Here is an 18,415-nt window from a genome sequence, read left to right as displayed (position 1 = left end):
AACAATGAACGATATCAATTTAGATTTAGTTGAAAATCCCGTAATCAAAGCATTTATTCAAGATCAAACTAAGTTCCCTGAAAATTTTAAACTGAATATCTGCCAAGACGATGAAATGTATTTGTTCAGTTTGAACAACGTCAAAGACGATCGCGATCGGGCTTTGGTGCGCTATTATTCGATCGGGCGTCGCATCTTGGATACGGTTAAACAAGTTGTGGAATGGCATTTTGGCAGTTTTGAAAATGTACCGTCTTTTCTAGATTTTGCCTGCGGTTACGGTAGATTTACGCGGTTTTTGGTTCAGGAAATGCCGCCGGAACGAATTTGGGTTTCTGATATTTATGCTAACGCGGTCAAGTTTCAAACTGAATACTTGGGCGTCAGCGGTATTGTCTCGACGGGAAAACCAGAAAATTATTTAATTGACCGAAAGTTTGACTGCATTCTGGCTAATTCTTTTTTCAGCCATATGCCGGAAAGAACTTTTACGAGTTGGCTGCAAAACTTGTACAATTTGTTGACTGCTAACGGCATTTTGATGTTTAGCGTTCACGATGAGTGTTTGCGGGCCCCTCATGTAGAAATGCCGGCCAACGGTATTTTGTTCAGCGCCAACAGCGAAAGCCAGTCTTTAGATAAGGAGGAATACGGCACAACTTATGTAACTGAAAAGTTTGTGAGAGAATGTGTCGAGCGAGTTAGCGGAGGCAAAGCTTTTGTTCACCGCATCAAAAAAGGCATCTGCAGATTTCAGGATTTGTATGTTGTCACAAATAAGCTAGTTAGAGATTTTTCGGAGTTGAAATTCACTCATCACCCGGAAGGATATATTGATGTTGCTGCTTTTACGAATAAGGAAAATTTGTATCTAGAAGGATGGGTAGCTGATGTGAATCTCGACGGTCGAGTTGAGGAGCTGCAAGTGGTGGTAAACGGCGAGGTTGTACAGAGGTGCGAACCTTTTTACGATCGCCCGGATGTTGCTGGATATTTTCAAACTGATGGGGCTTTGCAGTCGGGTTGGAGGTGTTATTTACCAAAAAACACCGTGGCGCTGGAGGATGTGTTAATAGTTAAAGCTATCAATAAATACGGTTTGGAATGGATTCTGGAAAGTTGCACTGTTAAATCGCTGGTTAACCAAAGACAATCGCAGTCTTTGTTGGGGTCTACTCAGACAAAACTCAAATTACTCGAAACTCAGTTAGCTTCGGCTAAGATAGAATGGGAGCAAAGCCAAAGTAAGTTAATGATTACTCAAACGAAGTTGGAAGAAACTCAAACTGAATTAGTTTTAGCTCAAACGCAGTTGGAGCAAACTCAAAACCAGTTAGTATCTGTGCAAACACAGTTGGAGAAAACAGAAAATCAGCTAATTAATCTCCAGCAAGAACTAGAGCAAGCGAAGTGTCGGGTTTTGGCAATGGAAAGCAGCAAGTTCTGGAAGATCCGAAGCGCGTGGTTTCAAGTCAGGCGGTCCCTGGGCTTAGCGGGAGAGTAGCGATAGCAAGTAATTTGGGTGTGGGAATTAGGGCAAGGGAGAGAAATTGTGAGTACAAATGACAGCAAACCGTCGGTTTTTATTGTTACCGGAATGCACCGTTCCGGTACGTCTTTAACAGCTTCTTTGTTTCAGAAAGTCGGGGTTGATATTGGCAAAAAGTTAGTGGGCCCGGCCGACGGAAATGTGAAAGGTCATTTCGAGAATGTTGATTTTGTGGAGTTTCACAAAAGTGTTTTGCGATCGCACGGTATTGATGAACTCGGATGTACGTTTGAAAAAACGATTCCGGTAGCAGCAGAATACGTAGAAATCGCCAAAAGGGCGATCGACCAAAATCAACACACTCACAAACATTGGGGTTGGAAAGACCCGCGAACAGCCCTTTTTTGGGATTTTTGGCTGACTTTACTCCCCGAAGCTAATTTTATCTGTGTTTATCGATCGCCCTGGGAAGTAGTCGATTCCCTTTACCGCCGGGGAACCGATGTCAGCTTGCTGCAAAATCCCGAAAAGGCAGTAAAAATGTGGATTCACTACAATCAAAAAGTTTTAGAACTTTACGAACGTTTCCCCCATCGCTGTCTCCTCGCCAACGTTTACCCCATCGGCAACACTCCTGAACTTTTCCTCGATCGAGTCAACGAAAAATTTAATGTTAACTTAGGTGCGATACCGGGCGACAATTTTGAAGAATCTTTATTAGTCAACGATATTGTCAAAAGTCACAGACCGAGTTTAATAGAAAAATATTTTCCCGAAGCATTAGAACTATATGAACTTTTGGAAACCCAAGCTGGCAATCTGAGCAGCGAATCGAAAGATGCGATCGATCAAGTTATTCATTTCCCAGCATCTCCAGTCTGGCCCTTTGAAGATTGGCTAAAAATCCGCTTGCTGGAAAAACAGCAAAAAACGAGTTCTTCCGAACTCAAACAGTGGCAAGAACAATTTCACCAGGCACAGGCGAAAGTGTTGGGATTAGAGACAGAATTAGGAGCAACTCAAGTACAGCTTGCAGGCAAAGAATCAAATTTTCAAGAAGCTTTAGCAAAACTCCTCGGATTAGAAACAGAATTAGGGCAAACTCAGGTACAGCTTGCAGGCAAAGAATCGCAATTTCAAGAAGCTTTAACAAAAGTCTTAAAATTAGAAGCAGAATTAGGGCAAACTCAGGTACAGCTTGCAGGCAAAGAATCGCAATTTCAAGAAGCGTTAGCGAAACTCCTCGGATTAGAAACAGAATTAGGACAAACTCAGGTACAGCTTGCAGGCAAAGAATCGCAATTTCAAAGAGCTTTATCGAAAGTATTAGAATTAGAAGCAGAATTAGGGCAAACTCAGGTACAATTTGAAGAGACTGAATTTATATTGCAGCAAAAGTTAGCTGAGTTACTTCAGTTAGAAACAGCACAAAGTCAAACTCAGGAAAGATTAAAGGATACTCAGGAAAAATTAGAACACTCCCGCCAGGAAAATGAAAATTTTCGGGCAGAACTCGCTCTAATCAAGTCTTCTATAGGGTGGCAAGTGAGAGGAAAGTTGGGGGAAGTTCAGCGCCAAATCCGCGACTTGTTCCCTAAATTTATTTTTTCGTTAGATCAACCCACTACTTGGCAAGTTTGTGATTCTAACCTGCTAATTGTGGGCTGGGTTTTTAACCAAAAAAGAGAGATTGCAGCAGTCCGCGCCCGAATTAAAGACCAGAGTTTTGCAGGCGTTTACGGCATAGATAGAAGTGATATAGCGCTAGCACACTCTAATATTCCGGCTGCGAAGAAATCAGGTTTTACAATTCAATTGGAAGCGCCTGCCGGACGGCACGAAGTGCTACTGGAAGCGCAAGATGATCGAGGTAAATGGCATTTGTTGGCAGCTTATCCGTTGTTAGTTTCAACGATTCAAGCATCGTTAGATGTACCGGTGGTGTGGGAACAGCGTCAGGGTCAAATTTTGTTTGCAGGTTGGTGCTGCCACCACGATCGCAAAATTGCTAAATTAAGCTTGTTGTGCGGCGATACTTCTGTAGAATGCGCCTACGGTTTACGGCGAAAAGATGTCGGCGAAGTGTTTCCAGACTGGGTTAACAGTTCGGAAAGTGGTTTTGAGGCCCTTGTCGATTTGCCGCCAGGGGAATGGCACGTTTCTCTGCAAGCTGAGTTAGAAAGCGGGGAAATTTTGTCTTTTCAAGCGCCTAAAAAATTGACTGTGCGACGCTACCATATTTGGCAACGAAGTGCTGATAAATTTGAGGAGTTATCAAGGTTTACAGCCGCAATCCAGCAGCGGGCGAGGGAAAGAAAACAGCGTCTGGGCAGGATTGTGCCGATGCCTTGGGAAATTGTGAAAGTGATCCGCCAGTTGGGGAAGATTTATCGGCAGCAAAAACAGTTTACTGCGCCGGGAGATTTGCTGCCGCCTGCGGGTTTTATCGTGCCTAAACCTATTGATAGGTATGACGCATGGCTGGAGGTGAATCAGTGGAACGATCGCGCGCGCGATTACTTGATTTCTCGGTTAAAATCGTGCCGGGAACCCCTGCCAAAAATTTCGGTAGTAATGCCAGTTTACAATCCGCAGATAGATTTTCTCGAAAGTGCGATCGACAGCGTAATCAATCAAGTTTATCCAAACTGGGAACTCTGCATTGCTGATGATTGCAGCACCGATTTCACGGTTGCTGAAAATTTGAAAAGCTGGGTTCAAAAGGACGATCGTATCCACATCACTTTTCGCACAGAAAACGGCAACATCAGCGCAGCAACTAACAGCGCCGCCGCCCTCGCAACAGGCGACATAATCCTGTTTTTAGACAACGACGACGAACTCACTCCCGATGCATTAGGCGAAGTCGCCTTATATTTTGCCTCGCATCCAGCCACCGATTTTCTATATTCCGACGACGACAAAATCGACACTAAAGGTCGCCGATTCGCCCCGCAATTCAAACCGGAATGGTCCCCGGAACTGCTGCTTTCCTATATGTACCTCGGTCATTTATGTGCCGTGAGAAGACACATTTTTGAACAAATAGGCGGTTTACGGATAGGTTTTGAAGGCTCCCAAGATTACGATTTTGCCTTGAGAGCCACCGAAATTTCTCGCCACGTTGCCCACCTGCCGTTAGTGCTGTATCACTGGCGAACCGCACCCGGTTCTACGGCCATATCTGGGGCCGCGAAACCCGCCAGTTTTTCCGCCGGTCAAAAAGCCATTCAAGATGCACTCAATCGCCGCCAAATTAACGGCAATGTCGCTCAGCACGCATGGGCGATCAAAGAAAATCTGGGCATATTTGCCCAGGATTTCCCGGATAACGGCCCATCAGTAACGATAATTATTCCTACTAAAAATCAGCTAAAGTTGCTGAAAGCCTGTCTGGATTCTCTAGAAACTACAACATACAAAAATTATCAAGTTGCCGTTATCGACAACGAAAGCGACGACCCTAAAACTTTGGAATACTTAAAGGAATTAAAGTGCAAAGTTTTGCCTATAAAAAATCCTGGGGGCAAGTTTAGTTTTGCAGCCATTAACAACCGTGCTGCCGAACAAGTTGACAGCGAATATGTGTTGTTTTTGAACAACGATACAGAAGTAATTAACCCGCGCTGGCTGAGTCAAATGGTGGGATACGCTCAAATTCCCGCTGTGGGTGCAGTCGGCGCGCGGCTGTTATATCCAGACGGCAGAATTCAGCACGCGGGCGTAATTCACGGTCTCCATCACGGTTTGGCGGGTCACGCTTTTAAGCTGATGAACAGCGAAAATCGAGGCTATCTTTCTCAAGCGATGGTAACGCGAAATTACTCTGCGGTAACAGCGGCTTGCATGATTACTCCACGTCAATTGTTCTTAGAATTGGGCGGTTTTGATGAGGAAAATTTTGCTGTTGCTTACAATGATGCAGATTACGGATACCGACTGTTAGAACGGGGTTATCGGTGCGTATATTGTCCCGATGCGGAATTGTTGCACAAAGAGGGAACTTCTAGGGGTTTTACCGACAATCCTCAAGAAGTGGCAGCTTTTAGGCGCAAGTATGCGGGTAAAAATGACAGTTTTTACAGTCCTCACTTGTCTTTAGAAGATGAGTATTTCCATATTCAACCTCGCCGGGTTTTTATGAAGGAAGAAGGTTCGGCAACGGATTTTGTAACGGATGTAACGGATGTAACCGAGAAGGAAAAACTAAAATTTAATGATTCTGGTTTGTTGGTAGCAGAAGCGGGGAATCTGATTCATCGTGTTAGGGTTTTGATGTGCAGCAATTCGCTGGATTTTACTGGCGCGCCGCTACATCAGTACGAAATTGCAGTGAAATTAGCGGCTGAGGGTGTGATTAAGCCGATCGTACTTTGCGTAACAGACGGGCCCCTACGTCAAGCTTACGAACAGCAGGGAATTGAAGTAATTGTGCGTGATAATCCTCTCGAACACATCTATCAGCGCGATGCTTATGATGAAGCCATCCGCAGTTTTAGCAAAGAAATTAGAAGTTTAAAAGTAGATGCAATTTATGCCAATACTTTAGAAAACTTTTTTGTAGTTGATGCGGCGCGGCAAATCGGAACTCCTACAGTGTGGAACGTGCACGAAAGCGAACCTTGGCAAACTTATTTTAACAGGTTTGGTTCGGAGATTGCGGCGAGAGCTTTAGAGTGTTTTCGCTTTCCTTACAAAGTTATTTTTGTGGCAGATGCAACGCGGGACAGGTATTTGCCTCTCAACAGCCACCACAATTTTACGGTGATTCACAACGGTTTAGATTTGAGTAAACTGGAAAATTCGGATCACTCTGAATTAGCTAGAAAAACTTTAGGTGTTGCAGCGAAAGATGTGGTAATTTTGCTGCTGGGAACGGTATGCGAACGCAAAGGACAGCAGGATTTAGTTAAGGCACTTTCTCTTTTACCTGACAAATGGCACAATAAAATTAGATGTTTTATTGTGGGCGATCGTCCGAGTATTTACAGCAATAAATTAGCCGATTTGGTGCAGGAATTGCCGAAAGAGTTGCGGCAAAGGGTGACTGTCGTCCCAGAAACTGGGGAGACAGGAAAATACTACAAAGCGGCTGATATTTTTGTTTGCACTTCTCGCGTCGAAAGTTTCCCAAGAGTGATTTTGGAGGCGATGACCTGCGATTTGCCAATTGTTACATCGCCGGTTTTTGGGATTAAAGAACAAGTGCGGCCGGGAATTAATGGTTTGTTTTATACGCCCGATCGCCCGGACGAATTAGTTGCAGCTTTAATTAGTTTATTGGAGGATAAATCATTACGGCAGCAGTTAGCTGAAAACGCTAAATATGTGTTAAAGTCATTGAATACTTTTGAAGAAATGACTCAAGCTTACGGTCAAATTTTTCGCGAAGCTTATTTAACTAAAAAGTAACCGTTCAAGATTAAGGCGTGAAAAAGTATGGATTCAAATTTCGAGTCTATGGAAGATAAATCCTTTGATATATTAACAGCTAAGAATTATTGGGAGAATAATCCAACTGCCGCAATTGCGAAGCAAGGCTACTGGTTGTCTAATCCAATTATTGAAAAAGCTATAAACCATCGGTTGTCAGGTGGTCAGACTAATGATTATTGGCTACAGTGGTTAGTCAAAAATTATTTCAAAAATCGACGGTTCGATCGTCTTTTGTCTATTGGTTGCGGTGTGGGGAATCACGAGATTGCGATGGCTAAATTAGGATTAGTCACTCAAATTGATGCCTTTGACTTTTCTGAAAGTTCTTTAGAAATTGCTAGAAAAGATGCCGCAGCAGCGGGAGTAGAGATTAATTTTTATCAAGATGACTTTAATTTGTTTACGATTGATGATAATAAAAAATACGATCTAGTTTTTTGCTCGGGTTCGCTGCATCACGTCAGAGAACTAGAACGATGTTTATCAATTATTCGGAAATGTTTAAAACCCGAGGGATATTTTATTGTAAATGAATATATAGGAGATTGCTACAATATATACAATCAAAATCAAGTAAATTTGATTAATAGCATTTACAAATGTTTTCACTACACGCTACGATCGGGAACAACTGAAATATTTGCTAGTCCAAGTATTGAGAGAGTATTGGCGAAAGACCCTTCAGAAGCAGTTCGGTCAAAGCTGATACTTCCGTTTTTAGAATTCTACTTTGATGTGGAAGTCTTGAATTCAGCCGGTGGGGGGTTGCTTCACGAACTTTACCCTTTGTTAGATCACTATCAACTTTCAGACGGAGAACCCAAGAGTGAAACGATCATCAAGTTATTGCTTGAGATTGAACAAATCTTAATGGCTGTGTCCGGAGGACTATCAAGCGATTTTTGTTTATGTATTCTGAGACAGAAAAAACCAAAAACAATGGAAATAATACCGCCTAAAATAGACTACGAAGGGGCTTGGGACAGCTACGCCCAAGAATGGAAAGACAATAATCCTGAACTCGCTTATTTGGGCGATGAATGGGTGGGGAAAGGTGCCGGTGCTGCTAACTCCCTAGCAGAATACGAAGCGCTGATAGAACAGCAATTTATTGCACCGTACATCAAAAAAGAACATACGGTTTTAGAAATCGGTATCGGCGGGGGAAAAACTGGTTCGCTGCTGCTGAAATATTGCGATCAACTAATTTGTGCCGACATTTCCAGTCAAATGCTGCAAGCGGCCCGATCGCGCTTGGGAACCGATCGCGTTTCTTACGTCAAACTCGACGGTTTAACATTAGACGGCATCGCTCCAGATTCAGCCGATGTCTGCTTTTGTTACGATACAATGGTACACGTAGAGCCGGTAGATATATTTAACTACCTGACTCGAATTCCCAAACTGCTGCGGGGCGATCGAATTTGCGTCTTTCACCATGGGAATATTCTCAGCGAATTAGGGTGGCAAAAATTCGCCAGCGAGTGGGACAAAAACCTGCTCGGACGCAGAGACGGCACTGCATTTTCAGTTATGACTGATACAATTATGGAAAAATTTCTCCATCATTTAAACTATGAAATCATTCTGAAAAATACATCTTCAGTACCGCGAGATTGTGTCTGGATCTGCAAAGCGCCAACCCCCAATGAATAAAATCAAAGCTTTTTAGCCGCCTCACAATATTTTCTTCCAACTAACAACAGTCAACAGTCAACAGTCAACAGACAACTGACAATGAAAGCATTATTTCTCCATCCCAACTTCCCCGCCCAATACCGCCACATTATCACGGCTTTAGGCGCAGATCCGAAAAATCAAATTGTTTTCGGCACTAAAAACGAGCGCCCAGAGTGGAACATTCCCGGCGTTCGCAAAGCAGCATTTACCCCCAGCCGGGAACCCCACGCGCAGACTCACCAATACGTTCGCCCTTTAGAAAGTGCCGTCATATACGGACAAGCCGTATTTAGAATGGCAGAACAACTTAAAGCAGACGGTTTCGTACCCGATATTATCTGCGGACATTCCGGTTGGGGGCCGACATTGTTTGTCAAAGAAGCTTTTCCAAATACGCCGCTTTTGTGCTATTTCGAGTGGTTTTATCATGCTATTGGTTCCGACGCAGATTTCGACCCAGCGGAACCTTTAACAGTTGACGATATGGCCAGAATTAGAATCAAAAATGCGCCGATTCTCATCGATTTATATTCTTGCGATTGGGGTTTATCACCAACTTATTGGCAGCGATCGCAATTTCCGCCAGAATTACAACAAAAATTATCCACACTCCACGACGGCGTAGATACCGATTACTTCAAACCCGACCCCGGTGCTAAACTGGTTTTGCCTAACTTAGACTTGTCTGGCGTTGATGAAATTGTCACCTACGTATCGCGGGGAATGGAACCTTACCGGGGTTTTCCCGAATTCATTGAGTCGATCGCCTATGTACAGGAACGCCGCCCCAACTGTCACGTCGTAATCGTTGGTTCAGAAAGAGTTTGTTATGGGCGTTCTTTACCCAACGGCGAGTCTTACAAAGACTATATGCTCAAAAAAGTACCCCTAGATTTGTCGCGAGTTCACTTTGTCGGGCCCCTACCTTACGGACTTTATCTAAAAGTAATTCAAGCATCCGACGTACACGTTTATCTGACCAGACCTTTTGTGCTATCTTGGTCCATGATTGAATCTCTATCAACCGGATGTTTAGTAATCGGTTCCGACACAGGGCCAGTCAGAGAAGTTATCCGCGACGGAGAAAACGGTTTGCTAGTCGATTACTTCTCACCCAAACAAGTAGCCGATCGCATTGATGAAGTTTTAGACCATCCTACCCGCATGGCAGAAATTCGCATCAAAGCCCGTCAAACCGCCTTAGAACGCTACAGTTTAGCTAAAATGCTGCCGCAACATTTACAACTGATCGAGCAAGTAGCAAATCGTTCCATGCCGCCTACAGTTGGTATGGAACCAGAACGGGAATTAGCAGCATCTTTTGCAGTGAGAATGTAGCAATGTTGGTCAGGACTAAACCCCTGGTCACAAGCTCTCCTGTGCGACTACGCCGCACAGGAGGGTTCACCAACTAGACGATAAACATCGGAAAATCTGGACGTTTTAGTTGCCAAATTAAATATTTTGATAGCAGTCCGTTAATCCCTTCTAGGCTAGTCGCAAACTAGCTTCGAGATCAATAATCTAGGCGTTGCATAATAGCGGGATGATTGTGATTTTTATTGTGGGATGGGCGTCCCGCCCGTCCCGTGTATTTTAGGGCGTTGCATAATCGAAATATGAACTGTCCTAAATGTGAATCCGCCCCACTCAGCCATAACAAGGGAGCATCTAATATTTGTAAAAACACTTCTTCTCCTTCCTTCTGCCTCCTGCCTCAAAACTCCAATTTCTAGCTTGGCTGCAAAAGTGAGAAGCTCCCGAAGGCTTCTATCCGTCTCTTACTTCATTACCTACAGTATTGGAATATCCCCCTGCATGAGCGATTTTGATTATAGTTGTGCGACCCTTAAAATTTATTGAAATTCCCTTAAGTAAAAATCAACTAAGAAATACCCAAAGCTGTTTCAGACATCGTAATTAAATTATTAGAAAAATTTTTGTGGTGAATTGGAATATCAATAATAAATATTGCCCCCTGATTAGGAGCTGAAATACAATTGAGCTGACCCCCGTGTTTATCGACTACAATCTGATGGGAAATTGACAGACCAATACCAGTACCCTTCCCGATAGGCTTAGTAGTAAAAAATGGCTCAAATAGGTGTTGGCTAATTTCTTCTGTCATCCCAGGCCCGTTATCCTTAAAATGAATTAACACTCGATTAGATTCCGTAACCTCCGTGCGAATGAAAATCTTAGAAGGATTAGCTTTCATTTCACTTAACGATCGTGTCGTATTATAATCATCAATGGCATCAATAGCATTAGCAACAAGATTCATAAACACCTGGTTAAGCTGACCCGCATAACACTCTACCAGAGGCAGATTGCCGAATTCTTTTATCACCTCAATTGCAGGTCGATCGCCCCTTCCTTTAACACGGTTATGCAAAATTAACAGAGTGCTATCAATACCCTGGTGAATATCCACTGGTTTCATCTCAGATTCATCCAATCGCGAGAAGATTCGCAGCGATTGAACAATTTCGCGAATTCGGTCTACACCTACCTTCATTGAACTCAGCAATTTAGGTAAGTCTTCCACCAAAAAATCTAGTTCTATTTCGTCTATTTTCTGTTCAACTTTTGGCCCTGCCTCCGGGAATTCTTGGTGATAAAGATTGACGAGCTCAATCAAATTTTGGGTATAATCATGGGCGTAAGAAACATTCCCAAAAATAAAATTAACTGGATTATTGATTTCATGGGCTACACCTGCAACAAGCTGACCTAGAGAAGACATTTTTTCGCTCTGCACAAGTTTAGTTTGCGTGATTTGCAATTCTCGAAAAGCCTTTTCTAAACATTTAGTTTGGGTTCGCAATTGAGCTTCCGATTGTTGCAATCCCGCCTCTGCTTGCAGACGCTCTTGAATCTCCTGTTTGAGAAATTGATTGGATTGCAAAAGTTCAGCCGTCCTTTCCTCAACTCGCCTTTCCAACTCCGATGCCAGCTTCAACAGCGAGGATTCCGCTTCGACACGCTGTTCGATTTCTGCTTGCAAGCACACATTTTTCTCTAGGAGTTTTTTCGACAGGTTGCGGAGCTTCATGTGGACATTAACACGAGCTAAAACTTCTTCATGCTGAAGAGGCTTAGTAATATAATCCACCGCACCAAGACTCAAACCTTTAACCTTATCCACCGTATCAGCAAGAGCCGTCATAAAAATCACGGGAATGTCTCTCGTTAAATCATTCGCTTTCAAACGGCGACAAGTTTCAAACCCATCTATTCCGGGCATCAGCACATCCAACAAAATCAGATCCGGTGGGGCATATTCTACCTTCTGGAGAGCACTTTGCCCATCCCTAGCTACCAATACCTTGAAGCCAAAATCTGCCAAAAAATCGAACAGGACACCTAAATTAGTCGGAGTGTCATCTACGATTAAAATTGTGCTTTGTTCGGGAAGTTCGTTATTCATTATTTGGCAATCCTATATTTCTTAATAAACTCCAAGATTTGTTGTTCTTCAAATCCTTTCACTAACTGGCGTAGATGAGTAGCAAAGGGCCCCCATTGCTCATTGAGTTCTTCTAACTTTTTAGCTTCCTCCCCAATGGCTCGAAGATCGCCCATCATCGCTAAATTGAATAAAACGGCGATTACCTCATCGGGGGGAGCTACAATTTCAGAACTTAGAGATTTTTTTTCTGCTTCTGCTTTCCTAACTTCTTCCAAACTTTCTTCATAAATCCATTCTAACCCTAAATGAGTACATAATTTTTCTAAAAGCTCCTCGATTCGTATGGGTTTGGGAATAAAATCATTGCAACCTACCTCGACACTTTGTTGGCGATCGAAATCAAAAACGCTGGCAGAAGTAGCAATCACCACTAAATTAGTCTGACCTAGTGATTGGCGAATCCGGCGCGTTGCTTCTAAGCCGCTCATTACGGGCATCATCAAGTCCATTAAAATACAGTCGGGCTTAAACTCCACCGCCTTGTTTAAACAGTCCTGACCCTCCGTTGCTTCCAGAATTTCAAATCCTAACGGCTGAAGCATTCCCACGATGATCGCACGATTCTGCCACTTGTCGTCAGCTATGAGAATTTTTCGCTTTCGGCCTTTGAAACCAACGATGGTGTGGGCATTGGCTTTTGCTGCATTAGTCGCCCATTCCGATACTTCTGGCAAATCTAAATCGAACGAGAAAACGCTCCCTTGTCCTAATGTACTCTTCACCTTTATTTCACCACCCATCATCTGGACTAATTGGCGGCTAATTGCCAGTCCCAACCCGGTTCCTTCAACCTTAAGGTTGGCCTCTCCTACTTGGTGAAAAGGCAAAAATATGTCTTGCAATTGCTCTGGTGCCATCCCAACTCCGGTATCTTCCACTTGAAACCGGATTTTGCCATCCTGATATCCTACTTTGAATGCCACTCCGCCTTTTTCGGTAAACTTAATTGCATTCCCGAGTAAGTTGATTAAAACTTGCCGCAACCGTTTTTCATCACCCTCAACGGCAATAGGTAGTTTGGTAATAGGCTCATAAATCAGGGAGATTCCTTTTTGTTCGGCCCGAATCTTACAAATTTCAGCGATGCCTTCTAAAAATTGTGATAAATGGAAATTACTCAAGTGGATTTCCATTTTTCTGGCTTCGATTTTGGAGAGATCTAAAATATCGTTAATTAGGGTTAAGAGGTGTTCGCCGCACTGACTAATCACGTTCAGACCATCTTTTTGCTGGTCAGCCAAGTTTTTTTGTCGTTTGAGGATTTGGGTGTAACCCAAAATGCCATTAAGTGGCGTTCGGAGCTCGTGGCTCATATTAGCCAGGAACTCACTCTTGGCAGAGTTGGCGGCTTTCGCTAATTCTTCTGCTTTTTGTAAATCGATATTTTTTTCTTGTAACTGTTGCGTTCTTTCTGCCACCTTTACTTCTAAAGTAGCATTGGCTGCTTCCAAATCGTTATAAAGACGGGCATTTTCAATTGAAATAGCTGCTTGAGAAGATAACAGTTGTAAAACTTCTAAACGATCGGGAGTAAAAGCACCAGTGGTGAGATTATTTTCTAAGTAAAGAATTCCAGTCAGTTTTCCTTGATGGACGATGGGAGTACATAATACTGACTTGGGTTTTTGGTTGACTATATAATTATCCGCCGTGAAGTTTCCCTCACAACTCGCATCGTTTAATACAACATTTTCCTGAGTTCTGGCAACATAGTTAATCAAAGATATGGGTAGTTGCTGACTTTTTTCTACGGCGATTGTTTGCAGCACTTCTACATCGCTATCTATGGTTCCGTAAGCTTCTATTAGTAAATTTCCAGCTTTTTCTAAAATGAAAATACCACTTTGAGCACCCGCATTCTCGATCGCTATTTTCATCAATTTCGCCAACAGCTTACTTAGTACAATTTCACCAGAAAGAGCTTGAGATGCTTTGATCACAGTAGCTAAATCTAGCACTCCTGCACTCCCTCCACTCGTCGAGGTAGTGTTCATTGTGACCTGGCTACGTTGAGTTTCTGTCTTGGCTATCCGGGAAAATATTTGAGGATATCTGGCTTCCAAATCTTTGACTATAGCTTTAGCTCCCCAGCGACTATATCCGTAGTAAGCATCGGTTAAATAAATCCGAGCAATTTTATCTTTAGCGCGGGAAAAATAAAACTCTGCGGCCAGTTCGTTGGCTAATGCTTCTTCTTGGATATATCCCTGTTCTTTGGCTCCGGCTATAGCATGATCGTAATAATCGCTGGCTTCTAAAGGTTGTCCCAAAATCCGCGCTTTTTCTGCTTCTACTAAGTCATACTTGTGCTGGAAGTTAGACGGTGCATGAAACGCCCAAGTCTTTAATTTTTCTTGATTCGCTGTTAATTCACTTAGGTATTGTTCTTTCTGGGCTGGTTCTGCTTCGGGATATAGTGCTAGGAGGGCAAGAGAATAGTAGAAGTTGTAGATACTCATGTGCATTAATCCTGCCCCCGTGTCAGCATATTTTAATGCTAAGTGGGCACTCGACACTGTTTTATTTGGCTCTTTAAATAGATAAGAGAGAATCATTTTGCCGACATGGTAAGCATAGAGCAAAGTCCCAGTGTTAGAGGCCTCGATTCCTGGCAGTAGTTCTTCTTCATTAAAACTTTCACCTAGTAAATAGTATTTATCTGAGTTTTTGTCGAGTAAATTATCAACTACTTGCTGGTAAATTTTAATAAATAAAGTATCGTATTCTTGTTTTAGTTTAATGGTCAGTGCAACATATTTTGCCTGCTCCTGCTCAAGTTTCTGTAGTTCACCCCCGCTGAAAAATAACTGATTGCAATAATTGACGAGACTGTGACAAGCATATTCTAGGTCTCCAGTTTCCACACCACTTTGACTGGCATCAATCAAAGGTTCTAAGGTGGTATTAAGCGGCTCTTTCCAAAATCTTATCAGACAATTAAATATACAAATAATCTTCGATTTTAGGGTAAGTGTATTAAATTTATCTAGTAATAAAATAGCTAGTTTGCCAAATTGATATCCAGAATTTATGTCTCTTAATCCTCCACAGAGTAGCGCTCCATACCAACCATAAGCAAAAGCGACTTGAGGCGAATTTCCATACTTAATAGACAAAGTTATTTTTGTATAAAGAATTGGCGGAAATATTGCAGTATTTGCTAGATAAGCCGGTGTTGTAATCAGATTTAATATCCGCATGGCTGCGAGTTTATCGGGATCTGTCATGGGCGGCAAGTTAGCTAAATCCTCAAAGATTAGTTCTTGAGGGGGTTCTTGCTCTAGGCGAATTGCGAACATTTCTAGAACCTCGATCCCATTATCTACAGCTGATTGCATCCGGTTTTGAGCCATCTCTAATTGAATTCTCAGTTCGTAGACCTTGGCTTTTTCCAGAAGGGTTTTCGCTTGTTTCAGGATCGTCGCAGACAAATGTTGTGATCGCTCAAAGTTGGTAGTTATGAATTCGGCTTCTGCTGCTTCTAAATGGAGGGCGATCGTTAGATCGTACTGACTCTCCCAGCTTTCCTCCCCAAGCAGTTCCAAACCCACCTTCAAATATTTGACAGCCGACTCATAAGCAGTTGCTGCTTTGGCTTTCTGTCCGGCGATCAGATTGAGTTCTGCCAACTCATATCTTTCCAACTCCAAAGTGATTAAATCGGTGCCGTAATTTAGTTGGTTAACCAGTGCAAAGATATTTTCTTTTCGTTCTTCAGGCGTTGTTGAATGCAGTAGTAGTTGACCGATTTTTAGGTGAGTTTCTTTTTTATGCTCGTCGGGAATTAGAGAATAAGATGCCTGCTGCACTCGATCGTGCAAAAACTTATAAATGACATCAAACTGCTCGGTTGAATTTTCTGTCGATGTTTCCGAGTCAAATAGCAGGGGGATTTTGTAGGAATTATTTAGCGGGATCACAAAACCAGCTTGTAGCGCTTCCCATAAATCTATTGCCGTCTCTGACTGAGATTTTTTATTAGCAATTGCCAAAAATTCTAAACTGAATAGGTCTCCTATACAGGCAGCTAATTTTAAGACCTTCTGCGTCTGGGACGACAGCTTTTGAATTTGGCTAACCATCAATTCGACTACATTATCGCTGATATCAATGCCTTGAAGCAGTTGGATATCCCACTGCCAGCAAACTTGATTGAAATCAAAGGATAGGAGTTTGTCTTGATAAAGGGATTTGAGCAGTTGAGTTAAGAAGAAGGGATTACCCTGGGTTTTCTGAAAAACTAACTCAGATAGGGGTAAAACTTCTGAAATTGGACTCCGCAGGGTTTCGCTCACTAATAGGTTGACATGAGAGATATTCAAAGGTCGGAGGATAATATTATTTACTATCGCCCTGGTATTTTGAATTTGCTCTAAAGTGTAAATTAACGGATGAGTGGCACTGACTTCATTATCCCGATAAGCCCCAATTAATAGCAGATATTTACTATCGGGATCGGTCATTATTAGCTGGATCAGCTTAAGCGAAGCTGAATCTGCCCACTGCAAGTCATCCAAAAATATCACTAAGGGGTGTTCGGCTTTACTAAACACCTGTATAAATTGTTGAAACACTCGATTAAATCGGTTTTGAGATTCAGTCGGTCCCAATGTCGGAACCGCAGGCTGTGGATCAATAATCTTTTCTACTTCCGGAATAACATCAATAATAATTTGCCCATTGGCACCAAGTGCTTCGAGAATTTTAGCCTTCCAAATTGCTATTTGAGCGGAATTTTCAGTGAGCATTTGGCGCATCAATCCTTGAAATGCTTGAATTAAAGAAGCATAAGGAATATTTCGTTTAAACTGGTCAAATTTACCAGAAATAAAATACCCTCGCGCTGCCACTATAGGTTTATCAACTTCGTTAACCAGGGAAGATTTGCCGATACCTGAATAACCAGAAACTAGCATCATCTCCGTTGTCCCACCACTGACGCGAGCGAAAGCTTCTAGCAAACTAGCAACTTCTCTTTCCCGTCCATAGAGTTTTTGCGGAATCAGAAATTGGCTGTAGGAATCTAGTTGACCTATAATAAAGTGGGAAATCTCTCCTGAAGAAAGCATCTCCTGGCAGGTTTCCAGGTCAGCTTTTAGTCCGAAAGCACTTTGATATCTATCTTCAGCGGTTTTAGATAATAATTTCATTACAATTTCCGAAACTGTATCCGGGATTTCTGGATTCAGCTTTTTAGGTTCTATTGGTGCTTTAGCTATATGGCAATGAACGAATTCTAGGGGGTCTTTTGCGGAAAAAGGTAGCTTACCCGTCAGCATTTCATAAAATGTAATACCGAGGGAGTAAAAGTCGGTGCGGTAGTCCACTGAGCGGTTCATTCTGCCGGTTTGTTCCGGCGACATATAGGCGAGAGTTCCTTCTAATAAGTTGGGATTGGTGACGGTTTGATTTTCTCTATCTAAGAGAGAAGCAATGCTGAAATCAATAATTTTCACTTCTTTTGTTTCTGAGTTGATTAGGATATTTTGAGGTTTAATGTCTTTATGGATAACATTACTATGATGGATATCTCCAAGAGTTGTTGCCAACTGAATTCCGATTTTTAGAAATGCTTTTATAGCCAAGGGTTGATTGTTAAGGAAATCTTTTAAAGATTGACCGCTGAAATTTTCTACTATCAGCGCTAAGCCGTTATGATAGTTTTCTAAGGCTATGGGCTTGACTATTCCTTCACTTTCTAAATGTCTGAGGATTTTATGTTCGTGTCTTAAGCGGGAAATTTCTTCGATTGTCGGATGCTCAGTTTTGAATGTTTTGATAATTGCTGAGGTTCTATCAATATCTTTAGTGCCGCGATAAATAATAGTATTGACACTTTCGTAAATGGCTTCGCTGAGGTTGTAACCGAAGATAGTAATACTCATGTGCGTAATTTCACTAATAATAAATTGAACAGCAGGTGGTATTTCAGTAATGATACTGAAATACATGACAGAACCGAATTAAAAAACTATTTTCTATGCACTTTAAAAAAGTATAATCTAAGCTTTTTGAATAATATTTAAATTTTAACAAATCTCAATATGCTTGTTTGGTACTTAATATGCGAGAATCTTTAAACTTTATTAAGTATTTAAGTAAACTCCTGAAAAATTAATGACAAAACTGCTGAATCTACCCGGTGTGATAGTAGAGGATAGCTTGGACACAGAAGAGACGATTATTTATTGTGTAGAGCAATAAAAGCAACAGCAGTTTGCCCACGATGTAGTCCAACCAATTATTGTCTTTATCAAAATAACAATAGTCCGGACAGTTTTTAAGCAGCCAAAGTACCATAAGACAAGACTGAAGGAAGGTTAGGGTGATTTAAAATC

6 protein-coding genes are annotated in these 18,415 nt (G+C 42.1%); 4 read left to right on the top strand and 2 right to left on the bottom strand.

Features of this window, described 5'->3' with window-relative positions; genetic code table 11:
• The first annotated feature begins 4 nt into the window (after positions 1-4).
• The 4 genes from QUA77_RS20730 (at position 5) to QUA77_RS20715 (ending at position 9,943) form a co-directional block, all read left to right on the top strand.
• Positions 5-1,504: a methyltransferase gene (locus QUA77_RS20730; protein WP_333452197.1), complete on the top strand. Its 1,500-nt coding sequence runs from the start codon at positions 5-7 to the stop codon at positions 1,502-1,504.
• Positions 1,505-1,597: 93 nt separating this feature from the next.
• A complete protein-coding gene (locus QUA77_RS20725; protein ID WP_445302092.1) occupies positions 1,598-6,901 on the top strand; it encodes a glycosyltransferase in 5,304 nt (1,767 codons plus the stop codon).
• A 27-nt stretch (positions 6,902-6,928) separates the two neighbouring features.
• Positions 6,929-8,581 (top strand): class I SAM-dependent methyltransferase, encoded by a 1,653-nt coding sequence (locus QUA77_RS20720; protein ID WP_333452193.1) that lies wholly within the window; start codon positions 6,929-6,931, stop codon positions 8,579-8,581.
• An 81-nt stretch (positions 8,582-8,662) separates the two neighbouring features.
• Positions 8,663-9,943 carry a glycosyltransferase family 4 protein gene (locus tag QUA77_RS20715; protein ID WP_333040899.1) on the top strand — a complete coding sequence of 427 codons (1,281 nt, stop codon included), beginning with the start codon at positions 8,663-8,665 and terminating at the stop codon, positions 9,941-9,943.
• A gap of 547 nt (positions 9,944-10,490) precedes the next feature.
• Here the strand turns inward: QUA77_RS20715 and QUA77_RS20710 are convergent.
• Together QUA77_RS20710 and QUA77_RS20705 are read right to left on the bottom strand one after the other, a co-directional pair.
• A complete protein-coding gene (locus tag QUA77_RS20710) occupies positions 10,491-12,035 on the bottom strand; it encodes a response regulator (protein WP_333040900.1) in 1,545 nt (514 codons plus the stop codon).
• Positions 12,035-17,962 (bottom strand): AAA family ATPase, encoded by a 5,928-nt coding sequence (locus tag QUA77_RS20705; RefSeq protein WP_333040901.1) that lies wholly within the window; start codon positions 17,960-17,962, stop codon positions 12,035-12,037. The genes QUA77_RS20710 and QUA77_RS20705 overlap by 1 nt, the downstream gene beginning before the upstream one ends.
• Positions 17,963-18,415: the final 453 nt, after the last annotated feature.

This window comes from Microcoleus sp. K5-D4 (assembly GCF_036704575.1).
GTDB lineage: Bacteria > Cyanobacteriota > Cyanobacteriia > Cyanobacteriales > Microcoleaceae > Microcoleus.
Note: the sequence above shows the minus strand (reverse complement) of the source record. Positions and strands in the feature narration are given on the sequence as shown.